This is a genomic window from Pseudomonas botevensis, assembly GCF_019145475.1.
GTDB lineage: Bacteria > Pseudomonadota > Gammaproteobacteria > Pseudomonadales > Pseudomonadaceae > Aquipseudomonas > Aquipseudomonas botevensis.
In genome coordinates this window covers 34,593-55,066 of record NZ_JAHTKI010000010.1, presented here as the reverse complement: position 1 = coordinate 55,066, position 20,474 = coordinate 34,593, and the positions used below count along the sequence as shown (strand labels likewise).

General features: G+C 62.1%; 17 protein-coding genes. 9 read left to right on the top strand and 8 right to left on the bottom strand.

Annotation, left to right across the window (positions count from 1 at the left end):
* Positions 1-88: 88 nt before the first annotated feature.
* On the bottom strand, positions 89-1,195 hold the full coding sequence (gene aguA, locus KVQ74_RS14720) for an agmatine deiminase (RefSeq protein ID WP_217831805.1): 1,107 nt from the start codon (positions 1,193-1,195) through the stop codon (positions 89-91).
* A gap of 134 nt (positions 1,196-1,329) precedes the next feature.
* Entirely contained in the window at positions 1,330-4,242 is a 2,913-nt protein-coding gene (locus KVQ74_RS14715; RefSeq protein WP_217831804.1) for an aminotransferase, read from the bottom strand.
* Between the two features lie 175 nt (positions 4,243-4,417).
* Between KVQ74_RS14715 and rfbC the strand changes: the two genes are divergently transcribed.
* The 4 genes from rfbC (at position 4,418) to KVQ74_RS14695 (ending at position 8,759) form a co-directional block, all read left to right on the top strand.
* A complete protein-coding gene (gene rfbC / locus KVQ74_RS14710; protein ID WP_217831803.1) occupies positions 4,418-4,963 on the top strand; it encodes a dTDP-4-dehydrorhamnose 3,5-epimerase in 546 nt (181 codons plus the stop codon).
* Between the two features lie 106 nt (positions 4,964-5,069).
* Entirely contained in the window at positions 5,070-6,878 is a 1,809-nt protein-coding gene (locus KVQ74_RS14705) for a sensor histidine kinase (RefSeq protein ID WP_217831802.1), read from the top strand.
* A complete protein-coding gene (locus tag KVQ74_RS14700; RefSeq protein ID WP_217831801.1) occupies positions 6,875-8,263 on the top strand; it encodes a sigma-54-dependent transcriptional regulator in 1,389 nt (462 codons plus the stop codon). The genes KVQ74_RS14705 and KVQ74_RS14700 overlap by 4 nt, the downstream gene beginning before the upstream one ends.
* Before the next feature lie 40 nt (positions 8,264-8,303).
* On the top strand, positions 8,304-8,759 hold the full coding sequence (locus tag KVQ74_RS14695; RefSeq protein ID WP_217831800.1) for a thioesterase domain-containing protein: 456 nt from the start codon (positions 8,304-8,306) through the stop codon (positions 8,757-8,759).
* A gap of 13 nt (positions 8,760-8,772) precedes the next feature.
* Here the strand turns inward: KVQ74_RS14695 and cysQ are convergent, their stop codons facing one another.
* The gene (cysQ, locus tag KVQ74_RS14690) at positions 8,773-9,606 is read right to left on the bottom strand and encodes a 3'(2'),5'-bisphosphate nucleotidase CysQ (protein ID WP_217831799.1); all 834 of its coding nucleotides are present in this window, start codon (positions 9,604-9,606) and stop codon (positions 8,773-8,775) included.
* Positions 9,607-9,614: 8 nt separating this feature from the next.
* Positions 9,615-10,178: an ADP compounds hydrolase NudE gene (gene nudE, locus KVQ74_RS14685; RefSeq protein ID WP_217831798.1), complete on the bottom strand. Its 564-nt coding sequence runs from the start codon at positions 10,176-10,178 to the stop codon at positions 9,615-9,617.
* 88 nt (positions 10,179-10,266) lie between these two features.
* Here nudE and yrfG point away from each other — a divergent pair, with 88 nt between their 5' ends.
* A complete protein-coding gene (gene yrfG, locus KVQ74_RS14680) occupies positions 10,267-10,929 on the top strand; it encodes a GMP/IMP nucleotidase (protein ID WP_217831797.1) in 663 nt (220 codons plus the stop codon).
* Between the two features lie 45 nt (positions 10,930-10,974).
* Here yrfG and lysM read toward each other — a convergent pair whose 3' ends face one another.
* Positions 10,975-11,415, bottom strand: a complete 441-nt coding sequence (lysM, locus tag KVQ74_RS14675; protein ID WP_217831796.1) for a peptidoglycan-binding protein LysM — start codon at positions 11,413-11,415, stop codon at positions 10,975-10,977.
* A 138-nt stretch (positions 11,416-11,553) separates the two neighbouring features.
* Here lysM and KVQ74_RS14670 point away from each other — a divergent pair, with 138 nt between their 5' ends.
* The 4 genes from KVQ74_RS14670 (at position 11,554) to KVQ74_RS14655 (ending at position 16,524) form a co-directional block, all read left to right on the top strand.
* Entirely contained in the window at positions 11,554-12,441 is an 888-nt protein-coding gene (locus KVQ74_RS14670; protein WP_217831795.1) for a LysR family transcriptional regulator, read from the top strand.
* Between the two features lie 92 nt (positions 12,442-12,533).
* The gene (gene fdhD, locus KVQ74_RS14665; protein ID WP_217831794.1) at positions 12,534-13,373 is read left to right on the top strand and encodes a formate dehydrogenase accessory sulfurtransferase FdhD; all 840 of its coding nucleotides are present in this window, start codon (positions 12,534-12,536) and stop codon (positions 13,371-13,373) included.
* Positions 13,370-15,718: an FdhF/YdeP family oxidoreductase gene (locus KVQ74_RS14660; RefSeq protein WP_217831793.1), complete on the top strand. Its 2,349-nt coding sequence runs from the start codon at positions 13,370-13,372 to the stop codon at positions 15,716-15,718. Before fdhD ends, KVQ74_RS14660 begins: the two co-directional genes overlap by 4 nt.
* A 326-nt stretch (positions 15,719-16,044) precedes the next feature.
* On the top strand, positions 16,045-16,524 hold the full coding sequence (locus KVQ74_RS14655; RefSeq protein WP_217831792.1) for a glycine zipper domain-containing protein: 480 nt from the start codon (positions 16,045-16,047) through the stop codon (positions 16,522-16,524).
* A 68-nt stretch (positions 16,525-16,592) separates the two neighbouring features.
* Here the strand turns inward: KVQ74_RS14655 and KVQ74_RS14650 are convergent, their stop codons facing one another.
* The 3 genes from KVQ74_RS14650 to KVQ74_RS14640 all read right to left on the bottom strand — a co-directional run bounded on the left by KVQ74_RS14650 (position 16,593) and on the right by KVQ74_RS14640 (position 20,401).
* Positions 16,593-17,024: an acyl-CoA thioesterase gene (locus KVQ74_RS14650; RefSeq protein ID WP_217831791.1), complete on the bottom strand. Its 432-nt coding sequence runs from the start codon at positions 17,022-17,024 to the stop codon at positions 16,593-16,595.
* Positions 17,025-17,107: 83 nt separating this feature from the next.
* Entirely contained in the window at positions 17,108-18,334 is a 1,227-nt protein-coding gene (locus KVQ74_RS14645; RefSeq protein ID WP_217831790.1) for a 3-hydroxyacyl-CoA dehydrogenase, read from the bottom strand.
* 132 nt (positions 18,335-18,466) lie between these two features.
* Positions 18,467-20,401 (bottom strand): RecQ family ATP-dependent DNA helicase, encoded by a 1,935-nt coding sequence (locus KVQ74_RS14640; protein WP_217831789.1) that lies wholly within the window; start codon positions 20,399-20,401, stop codon positions 18,467-18,469.
* Between the last annotated feature and the right edge of the window lie 73 nt (positions 20,402-20,474).

Here is a 20,474-nt window from a genome sequence, read left to right as displayed (position 1 = left end):
CTGACGGGCTGCGGGTTTCTCTTCAAGCGGCGCTGACGAGCAACGGCCCGAGCGAATGTTTAATCAACTCAAGCTGTTACGTCTCCACTCACTCTTTGTGCGGCGCAGGCTGCTGTTGGGTAAGGCAGTGAATATTGCCGCCGCCCAGTAACAGTTCGCGCCCCGGCACCATCACCACTTCATGCTGCGGGAACAGGTTCTGCAGGATTTCCCTGGCCGGGCCGTCCATTGGGTCGTCGAAACTCGGGGCGATGATGCCGCCGTTGACGATCAGGAAATTCACGTATGAACCGGCCAGACGTACCGAAGGATTACGCTCCTGAGTGCCGTCCACCGGGTCCACGCCCGCGCACTCTTCCTCGGTCGCGAACAGCGGCCCTGGAATCGGCATTTTGTGCACCGTAAACGGGCGCCCCTTGGCGTCAGTGCTGCCTTGCAGCACGTTCATCGCCGCCTGGCAGCGCGGGTAATTCGGATCCTGCGGATCGTCAGTCCACGCCAGCAACACTTCGCCCGGACGCACGTAGCAGCAGAAGTTATCCACATGACCATCGGTTTCGTCGTTGAACAGGCCATCCGGCAGCCAGATGATTTTTTCCACCGACAGGTTGTCACGCAGTACCGCTTCAATTTCCCCGCGATCCAGATGCGGGTTGCGATTGCGGTTGAGCAGGCACTCTTCAGTGGTGATCAGCGTGCCTTCGCCGTCGACGTGGATCGAACCGCCTTCGAGCACGAAGCCTTCAGTGTGATAACGAGGGCTGCGCTCGATCTCGAGGATCTTGCCGCCCACCTGCGAGTCACGGTTCCACGGCGAGTACAGACCACCGTCAAAACCGCCCCAGGCATTGAAATCCCAGTTCACGCCGCGCACTTCGCCGCTGTTGTTGATGACGAAGGTAGGGCCGCTGTCGCGTACCCAGGCGTCATCGCTGGACATCTCGACCACGCGGATATTCGGTACGTCGAGGCGGGCACGGGCATTTTCGTACTGGCCGGCGGATACCGCCACGGTAACCGGTTCGAAACGGGCGATGGCCTTGGCTACCGCTGCATGTGCGGCCTGCGCAGGCTTGCCGCCCAGACGCCAGTTGTCCGGACGCTCGGGCCAGATCATCCAGGTCTGGGTTTGCGGTGCCCATTCGGCCGGCATGTGGAAGCCATCGGCGCGGGGGGTACTTTTCAGTGTGGTCATGGCGATCAGGACTCCAGGGAACCGTCTAGGATTTACAGCATTTATAGCCGATAAAAATCGGCTTTAGAAGCAATAAAAAATCTACCAAACAAAAAATCATCGAGAATTATCGATATAAATCCGGTGATCGATGTTTACAGGCCTTCTCCGAGCACCTGATCCAGCCTGTCGACAAAGAAATCCACGCTCTGGCGCGAAGTGACCATCGGTGGCTTGATCTTGAGGATGTTCAGGTCATCGCCGGTCGGCTGCATGAAGATCCCCAGCTCGCGCAGGCGATCGCACAACAGCATGGTTTCTTCGGTTGCCGGTTCCAGGGTTTCGCGGTTACGGATCAGCTCCAGGCCCAGGTAGAAACCGGAACCATGCACCGCGCCCACCAGCGGATGTTTATCGATCAACGCCTCCAGCCGCGCCTTGAAGTGACCGCCGACCACCCGGGCGTTCTCCCAGAGTTTTTCTTCTTCCATGACATCCAGCACCGCCATGCCGATCTGGCAGCTCACCGGGCTGCCACCGGCGGACGAGAAGAAGTAACCCTCGGCCTCCAGCGCCTCGGCGATTTCCCGGCGGGTGATCACCGCACCCAGCGGCTGGCCGTTGCCCATGCCCTTGGCCATGGTGATGATGTCCGGCACCACACCCTGGTCTTCGAAGCCCCAGAAGAACTTGCCCATGCGCCCGTAACCGACCTGCACTTCGTCGGCGATACACACACCGCCCCGGGCGCGAACCCGCTCGTAAACCTGTTGCAGATACCCCGGCGGCAGCGAGATACCACCGGCGTTGCCATACACCGGTTCGCAGATGAATCCGGCCAGTTGGCGTTTCTGCTCATCGAGTCTCGCCAGATGATGCTCGACACTGCGTACGTAGTCGGGCGCCGAATCGAGGCCACGGAACTCACCGCGATACATGTTCGGCGCGGTCACCGGATGCACCCAGTCCGGACGACTTTCAAGCGCTTTCGGATTGTCGGCAATCGACGTCGACACCGCATCGGCGCCCACCGTCCAGCCGTGGTAAGCCTCCAGCACGCTGACGATGTCACGCCCGCCGCTGTAGGCCCACGCCAGACGGATCGCCAGATCGTTGGCCTCGCTGCCGCTGTTGACCAGGAACACCCGGTCCATGCCCGCCGGCGCCAGATTCAGCAAGCGCTCGGAGAACTCCGCCACCGCCGCGTAGTTGAACCGCGAGTTGGTATTGAGCAGCGACCACTGGCGACTGGCGACCGCCGCCATGCGCGGATGGCCATGACCCAGCACGGCGACGTTGTTGAGCATGTCGAGGTAGGAGCGGCCCTGCATGTCGATCAAGTGATTGCGCCAGCCGCGTTCGATCCGTGGCGGATCGACGTAGTAGTGCTTTTGCGTGCGGGCGAAACTGGCGTCGCGGCGTTGAAGCAGGGTTTGCGCATCCAGCTCCGGTTCGGCGTCACACGCCAGCCCCAGCAATGCCGCCGGTGACGGACACAACGCCTGCCACGCCGACGCGCGGGTCGGCGTGCAGAACAGCGGTGCATCAAGCTGCGCGCCACAGCTCAGTTGCACGATCAACGGGCCATCGACCGTGCCCAGGACCTGCCCTTTGACCAACGCCGCACCGCCATGCAGCGACGCCGCCACTCCCGACAAGCGCACGCTCAGTTGCGGGCCATCGAGTCGCAACGTGCCGTCGGCGGCCTGATGAAGCACGCCGGCAAACGGCGCTTCCACCGTTGTGCCTTGGGGCACACGCAGTTCGACGTGCAACGGGAACGTTTCCGGTTCGTCGGTGCTGTCGGGCCGTGTACGAGACAACCGGTATTGCCCATAACGGCTGGCCGCCAGGCCATGAACGGCGGCGGCTTCGCTCAACAGGCGTTGATCGATGCCGGCCTGCTCCCAGTTACCGGCCTCGAAGTGCACGCTCAGCACGCCCAGATCGATCAGGGCGAACTCACGTCCGACCAGACCCGGTAGCAGCGGCGCAAAGCCTGCGCTGTCGATGGATGGCAGCGCCTGGCCGACCGCCGCCAGAATCGCCGCTTCCATCAGCGCCAGCGGCACCGACGTGGCGACCCGGAAGATTTCCCACTCGTGAGTGAGATTGTCACGGCTGTAGGCGTTGCCGGGGTCGATGCTGACCTGCTGTTCGCCGCTGAGCACCAGCACCGCAGCGCGGGCAACGATCAACGGCCACAGCGCCAGCAGCTCCTCGTGTTGCAGTGGATTGACCGCATGGTAGGCCCGCACGGCGGGAAGGATGACGAATGGATCGCCTGCGGCATGGTGCAACAGCGCCGCGCAGGTCACCGACAGATCGGTGATACGCCAGGTGCGGATCAGATCCCCGAAATCGATCACCCCTTGCAGTCGCCAGTGACGGCGAGCGTCGCGCTGCCAGACCACGTTGTCATCGGTGATGTCCATGTGGATCGCCTGCACCGGCAGTTTTTCCAGCAACGGCTGCAAACGTTGCTCGGCCTGGGCGGCGGCTTCGGCGATCAAATCACGCTGGCCCTGGTCCTCGATCACCGGTAGCAAATGACGGATCAACGCATGGGCGTGACGGGCGTCCCACTGCAAGGTGCGCTCGAGGCCCGGATGATCGAACCCGGCCAGCGCCAGATCCATTTCGCCGCAGAGCCGGCCAAACCCGGCCACCACTTCATGGCCTAGATGATCGAGATGCGTCAGCGACTGGCCTTCGATGTAATCCAGAAGACGCACATGCACCGCTTCACCGCCGATTTCCAGCGACAGCAGATCTTCGCCGTTACCGGCCGCGATCACCCGAGGTACATGGACAGCCGAATGCTCGGCAAGGTATTTGAGGCCGGCATGCTGGGCTTGCAGTTCGACCAGCGAGTAGTCGCCCCGACAGATTTTCAGCACGTAACGCCCGCGCTCGCTGTCGACCCGATAGTTGAGATCCTGCTGGCTGCCCAGGGGATGCAGCGTGCCACTGAGTCCGTAATGTTCCACCAGCACTTGCAGGGCCTGCTGCGCAGAAACCTGAGGGCTGGGCAAACTGGCGCGATGAATCAGCGTGGCGAACGACATGAACGACCCCTGGAATTATTATCAGGCGCTTATATCGCCATTGCCGACAGCGATCTGCAACCCCCGCTCCGTCGAACGGGCCACCAGGTTGAAGCGAAATATTGCCGGACACTCGCGCCGATCAGCTCTTTGAGCAAGAATATCGGGCATTCACACCTATCACTGGAACAACCTCATGAATGTAATCAACACCGATCTGCCCGGTGTTCTGATCATCGAACCCAAAGTATTTGGCGACGAGCGCGGTTTCTTCTACGAGAGTTTCAACGCCAAGGCTTTTCTACAAGCCACCGGCCTGGATATCCAATTCGTCCAGGACAACCACTCACGCTCGCAGAAAGGCGTGCTGCGCGGGCTGCATTACCAACTGGAAAACACCCAGGGCAAACTGGTTCGTGTCACCTTCGGTGAAGTGCTCGACGTGGCCGTGGATATCCGCCGCAGCTCGCCGAATTTCGGCAAGTGGGTCGCCGTGCGCCTGTCCGCCGACAACCATCGCCAGCTCTGGATACCGGAAGGTTTCGCTCACGGTTTCGTGGTGCTCAGCGAGTTCGCCGAGTTCCTCTACAAGACCACCGATTACTACACCCCGTCCGCCGAGCGCAGCATTCGCTGGGATGACCCGGACCTGGGCATCGACTGGCAGCTGGACGAAGCGCCAAAACTGTCGGGCAAGGATCAGGCAGCAGCCTTCTTCAAGGACGCCGACGTCTTTTCCTGAAGTCTTGTATGAATATTCAACGCCGCTGCGAGCCCGGCAACGGGTGCGCAGACTGCGTCTGCAAGCCTAGGCATAATGCGCCTGTACCCACAGGCGCTTGATGCTCATGACACCGACCCTTCCCCGTCGCCCCCGCTGGCGCAGCCTTGCCCTGCTGGCCCTGTGCCTGGCCCCGCTGCTGTGGCCGCTGGAACATCTGGCAGAGCGCTATTACCGCAGCGAACTGGTCGGCCAGAACCGCCAGACCCTCGATCTGTACGTCGCCAACCTGCTGGGCACCCTGCATCGCTACGAAGTGCTGCCGCAGATACTCGGCGACCTGCCGGCGCTGCGCGCTGTCCTTCGCGCACCGGACGACGGCGTCACCCAGGCCAACGCCAACCTGCTGCTGAAAAACATCGCGGCGCAGACCGGTGCCGAAGTCATGTACCTGATGGCCACGTCCGGCCAGACACTCGCGGCCTCGAACTGGGATAAACATGACAGTTTCGTCGGACGCAATTTCTCGTTCAGGCCCTATTTCAGTGAGGCCATGGCCGGGCGCCTGGGGCGCTTTTTCGGCCTCGGCACCACCTCTGCCAAGCGCGGGTACTTCTTCGCCGCCGCCGTGCGCGACGGCGAAAAGATAATCGGCGTACTGGTGATCAAGGTCGACCTCGACCACACCGAAAGCCTGTGGGGCAAGACCCCGGAACAACTGCTGGTGACCGATCACAACGGCGTGGTCATCCTCACCTCGCGTCCGGAATGGCGTTTCCGCTCGACCCGTACCCTGAGCGACACCGAACGCGCGGCGATCACCGCGATCCAGCCTTACCCGACCCGCAACCCGCGCCCGCTGAACCTCGGCTCCAGCGCCTGGCTGACCCAGACCCGGGACATCGATGAAACCGGCTGGAGTGTCAGCATTCTCGCCCCCCGCACCCTGATCGACCGTCCGGTACGCACGGTGGTGGCGATCGGCGGTGCCACGTTGCTGGTGGTCATGTTGTTGCTGGGGCTGATGATGCAGCGCCGTCGTCATTACCTGGAACGGATCGCTTTCGAAGCCAAGGCGCGGCGGGAGCTCGAAGGTCGGGTCGCCGAACGCACCAGCGACCTGGAAGGACTCAACCGGCGCCTGAAACAGGAAGTGCTGGAGCGCGAACAGGCCCAACAGGAACTGGTACGTGCCCAGGACGATCTGGTACAGGCCGGCAAACTGTCGGCGCTGGGCACCATGTCGGCGAGCATCAGCCACGAACTCAACCAGCCGCTGGCGGCCATTCGCAGCTACGCCGAAAACGCCGAAGTACTGCTCGATCACCAGCGCACCGAGGATGCCCGTGGCAACCTCAAGCTGATCAGCGAGCTGACCGGGCGCATGGCCTCGATCATCGCCCACCTGCGCGCGTTCGCCCGACGTGATCGTCATGCCCCGGAAAGCGTGGCCCTGCAACCGGCGCTGGACGATGCCCTGGCGCTGCTGGCGAAACGCCGGCGAAGCATGGATGTCGAGCTGATCCGCGATCTGCCTGCCGCGACCCTGTGGGTCGAGGCCGGGGAAACCCGCCTGCGCCAGGTGCTTGGCAACCTGCTCGCCAACGCCCTCGATGCCCTGACCGAGAAAGGCCCGCCGCGAAAACTGTGGCTGAGTGCCGAATCCACCGGCGAAGGCGTCAACCTGTACATTCGCGACAACGGCCCGGGTTTCTGCATGGAAGCCCTGGGTCGCGCCAGCGAACCCTTCTACACCACCAAGACCCGCACCCAGGGCCTTGGCCTGGGGCTGGCAATCTGTGAAACCCTGATGCGCGCCTTCGGTGGTGAACTGTCGTTCGCCAACCACAAGCAAGGTGGCGCCTTGATCACCCTGCGGCTGCGCGCCGGCGCGCCCGGGGTCAGCCTGCAACCGTCCGAGGATCGAAGTGCATGACCATCGACAATCGCATTCAGGTGGTGTTGATCGACGACGATCCGCACCTGCGTCAGGCCCTCGGTCAGACCCTGGATCTGGCGGGCCTGAAAATCCTTCAGTTGTCCGAAGCCACCGGGCTGGCCGGGCAACTGGAGCGCGACTGGCCGGGCGTGGTGGTCAGCGATATCCGCATGCCGGGCATGGACGGCCTGGAGCTGCTCGGTCAACTGCACGCCCAGGATCCGGAACTTCCGGTGCTGCTGATCACCGGCCACGGCGACGTGCCCCTCGCGGTGCAGGCGATGCGCGCCGGTGCCTATGACTTCCTGGAAAAACCATTTGCCAGTGACGCCCTGCTCGACAGCGTACGCCGGGCGCTGGCCCTGCGCCGTCTGGTGCTGGACAACCGCAGCCTGCGCATGGCCCTCAGCGATCGCAATGAACTGAGCGCGCGACTGGTCGGGCAATCGGCCCCGATGCTGCGCCTGCGTGAACAAATCGGTGCACTGGCGGCGACCAAGGCTGACGTGCTGATCCTCGGCGAAACCGGCGCCGGCAAGGAGGTGGTCGCGCGTGCCCTGCACGATCTGTCGAGCCGACGCAACGGCCCGTTCGTGGCGATCAACGCCGGGGCACTGGCCGAATCGGTGGTGGAAAGCGAGCTGTTCGGCCACGAACCCGGCGCCTTCACCGGCGCGCAGAAACGCCGGATCGGCAAATTCGAATTCGCCAACGGCGGCACGCTGTTCCTCGATGAAATCGAAAGCATGAGTCTGGATGTGCAGGTGAAGCTGCTGCGCATGTTGCAGGAGCGGGTAGTCGAGCGGCTCGGCGGCAATCAGTTGATCCCGCTGGACATCCGCGTCATCGCCGCCACCAAGGAAGACCTGCGTCAGGCAGCCGATCAGGGCCGGTTCCGTGCCGACTTGTACTACCGCCTCAACGTCGCACCGCTACGTATTCCGCCGTTGCGCGAACGTGGCGAGGATGCACTGGTGCTGTTCCAGCATTACGCCGATGAAGCCAGCGAGCGCCACGGCTTGCTGCCCAACTCGCTGCAACCGGCGCAACGGGCGTTACTGTTGCGCCACAGCTGGCCGGGCAATGTGCGTGAATTGCAAAACGCGGCAGAGCGTTTCGCCCTCGGTCTGGAGCTGGCGCTGGACAACACTGAACCCGACAGCCATGGCGGCGCCACGGTCGAAGTCAGCGGCGGTGGCCTCAGCGAACAGGTGGAGAACTTCGAGAAATCGCTGATCGCCGCCGAACTGGCGCGTCCGCACAGCTCGGTTCGCAGCCTCGCCGAGGCTCTGGGCATTCCGCGCAAGACCCTGCACGACAAACTGCGCAAACACGGCTTGAACTTCGCCGACAGCGGCAGTCATGCCGACGAATCCGAATGAACCACGGTCAATTCAACCTTCTTCAACAAGAGGCCCGGGCATGAAGCACGACAGTCGTTATCTGGAATCCGTCCTGCATCACGACATTCCCCTCACCCGGGACATGGGCCTCAAGGTGCTCGACTGGCATGCACAGCAACTGCGCCTGCACTTGCCGCTCGAGGCCAACGTCAACCACAAGAGCACCATGTTCGGCGGCAGTCTGTACTGCGGCGCGGTGCTGGCGGGCTGGGGCTGGCTGCATTTGCGCCTGAAGGAAGAAGGCATCGAAGACGGGCATATCGTGATCCAGGAGGGGCAGATCAGTTACCCGTTGCCCGTGACCGGTGATGCCACAGCAATTTGCCCGGCACCGGATGCAGCGGTGTGGAAGAAGTTTCTGGCGATGTACCAGCGTTATGGACGGGCGCGGTTGACGCTGCATACGCGGATTGTCAACGCGGGAAGTGATGAGGAAGCAGTGATGTTCAGCGGGCAGTACGTCTTGCACCGCTGACATCAAAAGCCTCTTAACCCCGGGCCAGTTCCAGCAATCTCGAACGCCACGCCGCCTTCGCCGGCAGCGCCAGGAAGTACGTGTTCAACAACGACTCCCGCGCCGGATAGCAGAACGCATCGCCACTCAGGTCCAGCACCTCACCGCCTGCCCCCTCCAGCACGCCCTGCGCGGCAGCAGTGTCCCACTGCGAGGTCGGCGCCAGTCGCGGGTAGCAATCCGCCGCACCTTCGGCCAACAGACAAAACTTCAACGAACTGCCGATGTTCGCCAGTTGCAGCTCGCCCAGACTGGCGCTCAACCCCGCCAACAGACGCTCCTGCTCCGGACTCGAATGGCGACGGCTGGCAACCACGGTGAACGCCTCGCCCGGTGCTGGCACGTCACGTACCTGAATCGCCACCGGCGTCGCGCCCTTGTCGCCACGCCAGGCACCCAACCCGGCGCCGCCGACGTAAAAGCGTCCACTGGTCGGCATCGATACCACGCCAAACACCACCTGACCGTTTTCGATCAGGGCAATGTTGACGGTGAACTCTTCGCTGCCGTTGATGAACTCCTTGGTGCCATCCAGCGGGTCCACCAGCCACCAGCGCTGCCATCCGGCGCGCACAGCCTGGGGAATGTCGGCGTCTTCCTCGGACAGCACCGGAATGCTCGGATCCAGCGTTTTCAATCCCGCCACAATCACATGATGTGCGGCCAGGTCCGCTGCGGTCACCGGCGAATCGTCGGACTTGGCCGTGACTTCAACCCCGGAACGCCAGAACGGCAAAATCACTTCGCCAGCCTGCAATGCCAGCTCAACCACTGGCGCCATCATCGGATGGGAAAAATTCATCGACATCTCACTCATCATTGAAAAAAACCACGCTGGGTCAGCAGATCGCGGGTCAGATACAACGCCGCCAGGGCGCGACCTTCGGAAAATTGCGGATTTTGCGCCAATGCCGAAAGATCGCGCAGGTTGACCTTGTCGACCCGCATCGGCTCGGGCTCGTCGCCCTCCAGGCGTTCCTCATACAGATCGGTGGCCAGCACCACCTGGATCTTCTGGCTCATGTAGCCCGGGGACAACGACAACTCGGTCAGGTGCTCCAGTTGCCGGGCGCCGTAACCGGCCTCTTCCTTGAGCTCGCGCTCGGCCGCCGCCAGCACATCTTCGCCGGGTTCGATCAAACCCTTGGGCAGCGACATTTCGTACTCATCAGTACCGCCGCAGTACTCCTCGACCAATACCGCATGCTCGGCATCGAGCATCGCCACGATCATCACCGCGCCGTAACCGGCACCCTTGCCGACCAGCCGCTCGTAAGTACGCTCCACGCCGTTGGAAAAACGCAGTTTCAGTTCCTCGACACAGAACAGACGACTGGTGGCGACGATTTCCCGGGCGAGTACGGTGGGTTTCTGGCGCATGCAAAGCTCCTTGGCGTGAACGCGCTACTATAACGCGGCTTTTCCGATTGTTTGCGTCGGATATCCTTCTACCGCTCGAGACGTTGCCATGCCTTCATTACCATGGTCCGACATTGATACCGTTCTGCTGGACATGGACGGCACGCTGCTGGATCTGCACTTCGACAACCACTTCTGGCTGGAACACCTGCCCCAGCGCTACGCCGAACTGCACGGTGTCAGTCGGGCCATGGCGGAAATGGAATTGCAGCCGCTGTTCGAGCGCCACGCCGGCCAGTTGCAATGGTATTGCCTGGACTTCTGGAGTACTGAACTGAAGCTGTCGGTGCGCGAGCTGAAGCTGGAAACCGCGCACCTGATCGCCCTGCGCGCGGATGCCGATACGTTTCTGGAAGCGATCAAGCGCGCCGGCAAACGGGTCATCATGATCACCAATGCGCACCGTGATTCGTTGTCGCTGAAACTGGAACGGGTCGAGCTGGCGCCGTACTTCGAACGGCTGATCAGCTCACATGACTACGGCTTCCCCAAGGAAAACCCGCAATTCTGGGAGGCCTTGCAGGCCGACATCGGTTTCGATCCGGCGCGCAGCCTGTTCATCGACGACACGTTGCCGATCCTGCGCAGCGCGCGGAATTTCGGTGTGGCGCATCTGTTGGCCGTAAAGGAACCGGACAGCCGCAAAGGGCCAAAGGACACCGCCGAGTTTGCGGCGGTCGAGGATTACCGGGAACTGATCGCCGGTCTCTGAATGCGGTGGCGCAGGGACCTGTCCCCGCGCCACAGCGGTCATGCGTTACTCGGGAATGCGCAACACCTGACCCGGATAGATCTTGTCCGGGTGCGACAACAGCGGTTTGTTGGCCTCGAAAATCTTGTTGTACTTGTTGGCGTCGCCATACACCTCTTTGGAGATCGCGCTGAGGGTGTCGCCCTTCTTCACCGTGACAAAACGCGCGGCGGCCGCCACCGGACCGGTCACGGTGATCTGATCGTCAACGCTGCCAACCCCGGCAATGTTGCCCACCGCCAGCAGAATCTTCTCTTTCTCTTCCTGGCTCGCCACTTCACCGGTGACCGTCACCTTGTCGCCATCCACCGTCGCCTGGACGTTCGGATTGCCCAGGCCGACCTTGGCGATATGTTCCTTCAATTGCTCGCCAGCATTGGCGTTGCCGGGGGTCAGCAGATCGATCAGTTTTTCACCGGCTTCTTTCACAAAGCTCAAAAGACTCATGGCGCACACTCCTTGATTTGGGTTCCAGACGCCCAAGCCTAGACCACGCTGCACACTCCCGGTTCCAGCCCGACCAATGACCCTGCCCCCACACAGGCGTTAGAATCGTCCACCCCTTGCCTGCGCCCCGGAGCGAAGATGGACATCAAGCAGCTGAAATTCCTCATCGCCCTCGACGAAACCCGCCATTTCGGCCAGGCCGCCGCGCGCTGCCACATCACCCAGCCGACGCTGTCGATGCGTTTGCGCAGCCTTGAAGAAGAACTGGATCTGCCGCTGGTCAACCGTGGCCAGCGCTTCGAAGGGTTCACTGCGCCGGGTGAGCGGGTGCTGGCCTGGGCGCGCACGGTGCTGGCGGCCTACGATGGCTTGCAGGCGGAAGCGGCGGCGTGTCGCGGCAACCTGATCGGTACGTTGCGCCTGGGGGTGGTGCCACTATCGAGTTTCGATGCACTGCCGCTGATGCAGCGCCTGCATGCCCAGCACCCGAATCTGCGCTTCGAACTGTCATCACTGAGTTCGGACCAGATGCTGGAGCAACTGGCGAACAACCGCATCGACCTTGGAGTGTCTTATCTGGATCGTCTCGACGGCGAACGCTTCGAGTCCCTGGCGTTCAGCGAAACCCGCATGGGCCTGCTCTATGACCAGCGTTTCTTCAGTTTTGGCGAGGCGCCGCTGAGTTGGGAGTCGCTGATCGAACTGCCGCTGGGCATGCTCACCAGCGGCATGCACTTTCGCCAGTCCATCGACCACAACTTCCACAGCCGTGGCCTGACACCGCAGCCGTTGCTGCAAACCGATGCCGTTCATCAATTGCTGCAAGCGGTGCATGGCGGGCTGTGTTGCGCGGTGATGCCGCTGGACGGTGGGCTGGAAACCCTCACCGACAATTTGCGCCTGCAACCGATCGAACATGCCCAGACCCTCGCCAGACTGGGCCTGATCATGCGTCGTGGCGCACCGCGCTCGGCGCTGGCCGAAGCCTGCTTCGCGCTGTATCAGAAATCACCAGCCGAGTCTTGATCGACAGCATCTATCGGAAGATCGAGATTAGCGATTAGACGCGACAACTTGCCGCGCCTAGGCTTATAGCTGATCAGTCCGTCGGTGATGCCATGAACGCCAAGCACCCTGTCTGCGCGGCGCCTGCTGTTGAAACGGCCGCGCCCGTCGCCAGCCAGACCTACAGTTACAGCGATCTTCCCCTTGAAGAATCGTCCAGCACCGCGCTCGCCGAGGAAGTTGCGCTGGCGATCGCCTACAACGGCATCAGCCAGGCCGTGATGCTGGTGACCCCGACCGACCTGGAAGACTTCATCGTCGGCTTCAGCCTCGGCAGCGGCATCATCGAAGACGCATCGGATATCTACGACCTGCAACTGACCGGTGCCGGCTCGGCGCAATATGCGCAAGTGACCATCGCCAACCGCGCCTTCTGGAACCTCAAGCAACAACGTCGACAATTGGCCGGCACCAGCGGTTGCGGATTGTGCGGCGTGGAAGCAGTGGAACAGGCGCTACCCGATCTCAAGGTACTGCCCGGCGCGCCTTTGCCGCCCGCGCAATGGCTCGACGGCCTGCGCCAGCGCATCGGCGCGTTCCAGCCACTGGGCCAGCATTGCGGTGCAGTACACGCGGCAGTGTTCATGGACGCCAGCGGCGAACTGCGGCTGGGCCGCGAAGACATCGGCCGGCACAACGCCCTCGACAAACTGATCGGCGGGCTGATCCGGCAGAAGATTTCCACCCACGGCGGCCTGGCGATTGTCACCAGCCGTTGCAGCCTCGAATTGATCCAGAAAGTCCTGCGCGCCGGCATCCAGACCCTGGTCAGCCTGTCCGCGCCCACCGGCCTTGCCGTGCAGTGGGCTCGTCGTCACAACCTCAATCTCATCCACCTGCCGCAGAAGAACGCGCCGCGGGTGTATAGCCCAGCGATGGAGAAACACTCGTGAGCCAACACAATCAAGCCGACCAGACTCCCGTCCCACGCTACAAGCCTTATAAAGGCGCAGCCGGTGGCTGGGGCGCCCTGATCAGCGTGGCCCAGGCCTGGTTGACCAGCGACAACGCGCTGAAAAACCTGCGCATGATGCTCAAGACCAACCAGAACGGCGGCTTCGACTGCCCTGGTTGCGCCTGGGGCGACTCGCCGGAAAGCGGCATGGTCAAGTTCTGCGAGAACGGCGCCAAAGCGGTGAACTGGGAAGCGACCAAGCGGCGGGTGGATGCCAGATTCTTTGCCAGACACAGCGTCACCTCGCTGCTGGAACAGAGCGACTACTGGCTCGAATATCAGGGTCGCCTGACCGAGCCGATGGTCTATGACGCCGAAACCGATCGCTACAAGCCGATCAGCTGGGAAGACGCGTTCGCCATGATCGGCAAGCATCTCAAAGGTCTGTCGAGCCCGGATCAGGCCGAGTTCTACACCTCCGGTCGTGCCAGCAACGAAGCGGCGTATCTCTATCAGTTATTCGTGCGCGCCTACGGCACCAACAACTTCCCCGACTGCTCGAACATGTGCCACGAGGCCAGCGGTGTGGCGCTGGCGCAGAGTGTCGGCGTGGGCAAAGGCACCGTGACCTTCGACGATTTCGAACACGCCGACGCCATTTTCGTCTGGGGCCAGAACCCCGGCACCAACCACCCACGGATGCTCGAACCGCTGCGTGAAGCAGTGAAACGCGGCGCCCAGGTGGTCTGCATCAACCCGCTCAAGGAGCGCGGCCTGGAACGCTTCCAGCACCCGCAGCACCCGATCGAAATGCTCACCAACGGCGACAAGCCGACCAACACCGCGTATTTCCGCCCTGCGCTGGGCGGCGACATGGCGGTGTTGCGCGGCATGGCCAAGTTCCTGCTGCAATGGGAACGCGATGCGCAGAAGGCCGGTGCCCCGGCGGTGTTCGATCACGACTTCCTCAATGAGCACAGCGTCAACGTGCTGGAATACCTGGGCGTGGTCGACGACACCCCATGGGAGCAGATCGTCTCGCAATCCGGCCTGAGCCTGGTGGAAATCGAGCAAGCGGCGCGCATGTACGCCAAAGGCAAGAACGTGATCATGTGCTGGGCCATGGGCATCACCCAGCATCGGCATTCGGTGCCGACCATTCAGGAAATCGCCAACCTGATGCTGCTGCGCGGCAACATCGGCAAACCCGGCGCCGGTCTGTGCCCGGTGCGCGGCCACAGTAACGTGCAGGGCGACCGCACCATGGGCATCAACGAGCGTCCGCCAGTGGCGTTCCTCGACGCTCTGGAGCGCCGTTTCCAGTTCAAGGTGCCGCGCCACAACGGCCACAACGTGGTCGAAGCGATTCACGCGATGGCCGAAGGGCGCGCCAAAGTCTTCATCGGACTGGGCGGCAACTTCGCTCAGGCCACGCCGGACAGCCCGCGCACGTTCCAGGCTCTGCAGAACTGCGACCTGACCGTGCAGATCAGCACCAAGCTCAACCGCAGTCACCTGGCCCATGGCAAGGACGCGCTGATCCTGCCGTGCCTGGGTCGTACCGACATCGACGTCCAGAGCGAAGGCCCGCAGGCCGTCACCGTGGAAGACTCGTTCAGCATGGTGCACGCCTCCAATGGCCAGTTGCAGCCGCTGTCGAACCAGATGCGCTCGGAACCGGCGATCCTGGCCGGCATTGCTGCCGCGACCCTGGGCAGCCAACCGGTGGACTGGAACTGGCTGGTGGCCGACTACCGCCGCATCCGCGAACTGATCGCCGACACCATTCCGGCCTTCAAGGACTTCAACGAGAAGGTCAAGAATCCGGGCGGCTTCTACCTCGGCAACACCGCCGGTGCGCGCAAGTGGAACACCACCTCGGGCCGCGCCAACTTCAAGGCCAACGCCCTGCCACGGGATCTGCTGCACGAACGCACCCGCGCCACCGGCAAACTGCCGGACCTGATCCTGCAATCGATGCGCTCCCACGACCAGTACAACACCACGATCTATGGCCTCGACGACCGTTATCGCGGGGTGAAGGGTCAGCGCGACGTGTTGTTCGCCAACGAGGCCGACATCATCCGTCTGGGCTTCCGCCCCGGGCAGAAGGCCGACATCGTGTCGCTGTGGGACGACGGCCGCGAGCGTCGGGTGAAGGGCTTCACCCTGCTCGCATTTGATATTCCGGCGGGCCAGGCAGCGGCTTACTACCCGGAAGTGAACCCGCTGGTGCCACTGGAAAGTGTCGGCGATGGCAGCCATACACCGACGTCGAAGTTCATTGCGATCCGCCTGGAAGCAGCGAGTGAAACAGGTTTGATCATGGCTCAGACGGCTTGATCGAGCGTCTGCAGTAACCCCTTCGCGAGCAAGCCCGCTCCCACAGGATACCGCCGTACTTGTGGGGGCGGGCTTACCCGCGAAAACACCGGCTCAACCAACACATTTCTTGCCCGCTTCACTTTTCAATCGCCCACAAAAAAGGCCGTTTTCCTATGAAAACGGCCTTGTCCGAAGTAGCTAAAGACCGGCGAAAATCGGTTAAGTTCCGTAGATAAAACAGTAACTTGCATAATTGTATACAGGTCGTGCTATTCGTCGGATTTCGATTGTCACGCCCCATCCACAGCCTCAGGATCGCGCCGTCATCCCTTTGAGGCTCATGTATGAAGTTCTCCTCGATTCTCTTGTTGTCCCTCGGCCTGGTCAGTGGTTTCGCTTCTGCCGGAGGCACCACCGAAGCAGGTGTGGGCGGCGCATTGGGCGGGGTTCTTGGCTCGGTCGTCGGTCAGTCTTTAGGCGGCAGCACCGGCTCCACTATCGGCGCAGCCCTGGGCGGCGCGGGTGGCAGTGCGGTCGGCGCCAACAAACACAGCCGTGGCGAAGCCGCCATTGGCGGTGCGCTGGGCGCAGCCGGCGGTAACGTGGTCGGCCGCAGCATGGGCGGCACCACCGGCAGCCTGATCGGCGCCGCAGCAGGCGGTGGCGCCGGTGGCGCGCTGGGCAACTACATGGGCAACAAGAGCAACGATGAAGATCGTCATTACGATCGCGATCGTGACCATCGTCGCTACTACCGCGACGACCACCGGGGTCGCGGCCATGCCTACGGCCACCGCAAGCATCACCGGTACTACCGCGACTGAGGCGTGAAACGCCCCGTTGCCCGGTGAAACAAAAATCGCAGCCCGAGGGCTGCGATTTTTTTTGCCTGTCAAACCACCAGACGCTCCAGCGCCCCGCGCAATCCGGCCGGAATCGGCACTGGCTGATTGCTCGCCCGATCCACGAACACATGGACAAAACGCCCGGCCGCGCAGGCCTCGTCTTCACCCGCCTTGAACACCGCCAATTCGTACTGCACCGAGCTGTTACCCAGCTTGCCAACCCGCAGACCGATCTCGATCAAGTCCGGAAAGGCAATCGAAGCGAAGTAATCGCACGCCGAACTGACCACGAAACCCACCACCTCGCCATCATGAATGTCCAGCCCACCCACCTGGATCAGATAGGTGTTCACGGCCGTATCGAAGAAACTGTAGTAGGTGACGTTGTTGACGTGACCATAGGCGTCGTTGTCATGCCAACGGGTGGTGATCGGTTGGAAGTGCGGGTAGTCACTGCGTTGCGGCATCGGGTTGGACATCAATGTCGACTCCTGAAGATAAGTGGCGAAGTCTACGGCATGGGAACGGGTTTGGCGGCGAAGGCGCCAGAACCGCCACCCACTCAATAATCGGCAAACCCCTTGCCTTGCGCCGCCAGCTCGCCAATCACCCGCGCCGGTTTCCACTGATCGCCCTGCCGCGTCTCCAGCGCCAACAGCCGCTGATGAATATCCGCCAGCCCCTGCTGATCCGCCCAGGCCATCGGCCCGCCCTTGTCCACCGGGAAACCGTAGCCATTGAGGTACACCAGATCGATGTCATGGGCCGACTCGGCAATGCCTTCCTGAAGGATCTTCGCGCCTTCGTTGACCAGCGCCAGCAAGCAGCGCTCCAGAATCTCCTCCGGGCCGATCTCGCGACGCTGAAAACCCAATCCTTCACTGACCCGCAGCACCAGCGCATCGACCTCGGGATCATGCTCAGCCTGCCGGCTACCCGGCTCATAGTGGTAATAACCGTTGCCGGACTTCTGACCGAACCGGCCCATCTCGCACAACCGGTTATCCACTTGAATCTCAGGCGCATCCTGCCCTTTGCCGGCCAGCTCCCGGGCACGCCACTCCAGATCGATACCGACCACGTCGTACATGCGGAACGGCCCCATGGCGAAACCGAAACCCTGCAACGCCGCATCGACCTGCTGTGGATAAGCGCCCTCGAGCAACATCTTGCGAGCCTCGAGCACGTACGGGTGCAGCATGCGATTGCCGATGAAACCGTGGCAGTTTCCCGACACCACGCTGACCTTGCCCATGCGCTTGCCCAACGCCAGCGCTGCGTCCAGCACCGCTGGCGAGGTTTGCGCACCGCGAACGATTTCCAGCAGTTTCATGATGTGCGCCGGGCTGAAGAAGTGCAGGCCCAGCACTTGCTGCGGACGTTTGGTCGCCGCGGCAATCGCATCGATGTCCAGCGCCGACGTGTTACTTGCCAGCAACGCTTCGGGTTTCAGCAATCCATCAAGCTCACGGAAGATTTTCTGCTTGAGTTCAAGGTTTTCGTACACCGCTTCGATCACCAGATCGACATTGCGGATCGCCGCATAATCCGCCGCCGACGTTATCCGGGCGAGACGCGCATCGGCCTCGGCCTGATCGATACGACCCTGCCGTACGTTATGGGCGTAGGTGTCTGCCACCGTGGTCAGTGCCTGTTCGAGCATCTGTGGATTGTTGTCGACCCACTGCACGGTCACACCAGCGTTAGCCAGGCACATGACGATGCCCCGGCCCATGGTGCCCGCGCCGATCACGGCAGCCTGCTGAATAGCGAAGGATGTCTGGCTCATTGTTGTTCTCTTGTTGGCGATCCGAAGACAGCCCTCACCATAGTCAGCCACTGGCGGTTTTTGAAGTTCATTACCGTGATGATCGACATTCAGCGGATGGATGCGGCCCAGTTCAGCGTTCCTTTTGGGGATCTAACCGGGCAAATGCTGTTGGGTCCAGGTGCGAACATCGAGATAGGGATAGTCTTCCAGCGCCGCATACCCGGAAATCGCCCGCGCCTTGAGCCGGGTAAACAGCGGCACGCTGATGCCGCACAGGAATCGTGTCAGCCGTTCAGCCGACGGCGCATTGCCGGTGTGCTGCTGATGCCTGTGGATAAATTCACTGCATAGCGCCTCGAAGTTTTTATCCACAAGCGCCGGTAATTCCGGTGGCGCCGGAAGTCGGGCGACATGCCCATGACACACCGAGCAGTGTCCGCAGCGCTCAGGCGCATTGCGATCACCGAAATACTCCGCCAGTCGATAACCCAGGCAGCGTTCGGTGGCGAACATCTCCAGCATTGCGTGAATCCGCGCCACCTCGGTCTGCTCATGCCGAGTGAAGTACCCGTGAAGCTCGGCGCTCAACCCGCCACTGTCGAAATCCGTTGCCAGCAGACTGTAGACCTCGGTCATCTGCTTGCTCTCTAGCTCGACCCAGCCCTTCTCCTGAAAGAAATCCAGCGCCTTCACCACCCGGTTGCGCTCGGCGGAATACTGCGTGTACATCGCCTCGAAGTTCACCGTGGCCCAGGTACGCGCGCGGGTCGATGTCTGGATGAGCGCCGCGACAAAATCCCTGCGCTCGCCGTCAAAGCGCTCAAGCAACGCTTCGGGTTCGAGCAGGTATTTGAACCGGTACTCGGCGTAATAGGCATAACGTGGCGCAATAACGCCTCTGAGCTCCAGTTGCACCAGCAAGGTCTTGAGCGGCAACTGACGGATATTGCTCTGATCCGCCAGCGGCCCGAGCAAGAACTCCCACTGGCCTTCGGGCACGGCGGCCTGCAATTCATCGAGCACATGACGAATGCCGTCGCGCTCGGGCGTATCGCCGTAGACGAAATTTTCCAGCACGTTGAGGCTGTCACGATTGGCCAGCACCAGGCAGTCCGAGGGCTGCCCGTCACGCCCGGCGCGACCGATTTCCTGGCTGTAGTTTTCGATGGACTTGGGCAGGTCGAAATGCACCACGTTGCGGATGTCGCTCTTGTCGATACCCATGCCGAAGGCGATGGTGGCGACAATGCAATTGGACTGCCCGCTCATGAAGCGCTGTTGAATCGCCTCGCGCTGTTCGTTGGGCAGACCGGCGTGATACGCCTCGGCCTGAATGCCGTTGCGATCGAGGTGCTCAGCAATGTGCTCGGCGGTTTTCTGCAAGGTGACGTAGACGATGCTCGGCAGGCCCCGACGGTCGGCCATCCACTCCACCAGGCGTCGGCGCTTGTCCTGGCCGCGTACCGGCTCCACCAGCAGATTGAGGTTGGGCCGATAGAAACCGGTGGTGACGACATCCTCCGGGGCGATGGCGAATTTCGCCTGCATGTCCGCGATGACCTTCGGCGTCGCCGTGGCCGTCAGCAGCAAGGTCTGCGGAATATTGAACTGGCGCTGGTAGTCCGGCAGCTTCAGGTAGTCGGGACGAAAATTGTGCCCCCACTCCGAGATGCAGTGCGCTTCGTCGACCACCAGCAGCGAGATCGGCACCTGCTGCAGGAAATTGCGGAAGCGTTCGTTTTTCAGACGCTCCACGGAAATCATCAGGATCTTCAACTCGCCGGAACGGGCGCGGGCCATCACGTCACTGGCATCGTCACGGCTCTGCGCCGAATCGATGCTGCCTGCCGAAATGCCACGGCGCCGCAAGAACTCAAGCTGATCCTGCATCAGCGCCAGCAGCGGCGAGACCACCAGCGTCAGGTGCGGCAGCAACAACGCCGGCAATTGATAACACAAGGACTTGCCGGAGCCGGTGGGGAAAATCGCCGCCGCCGAGCGCCCAGCCAGCACCGCGCCGATGGTGGCCTCCTGACCGGGACGAAACCGTGGATAACCGAAAACCTGTTCCAGGGTGTTGTGCATTCGCTGTCACTCCTTTGACCGCTGCCATGCCAACAGCCTAGCGGGCGATCGCAGCGAGTCGAGAAAGGTTTTG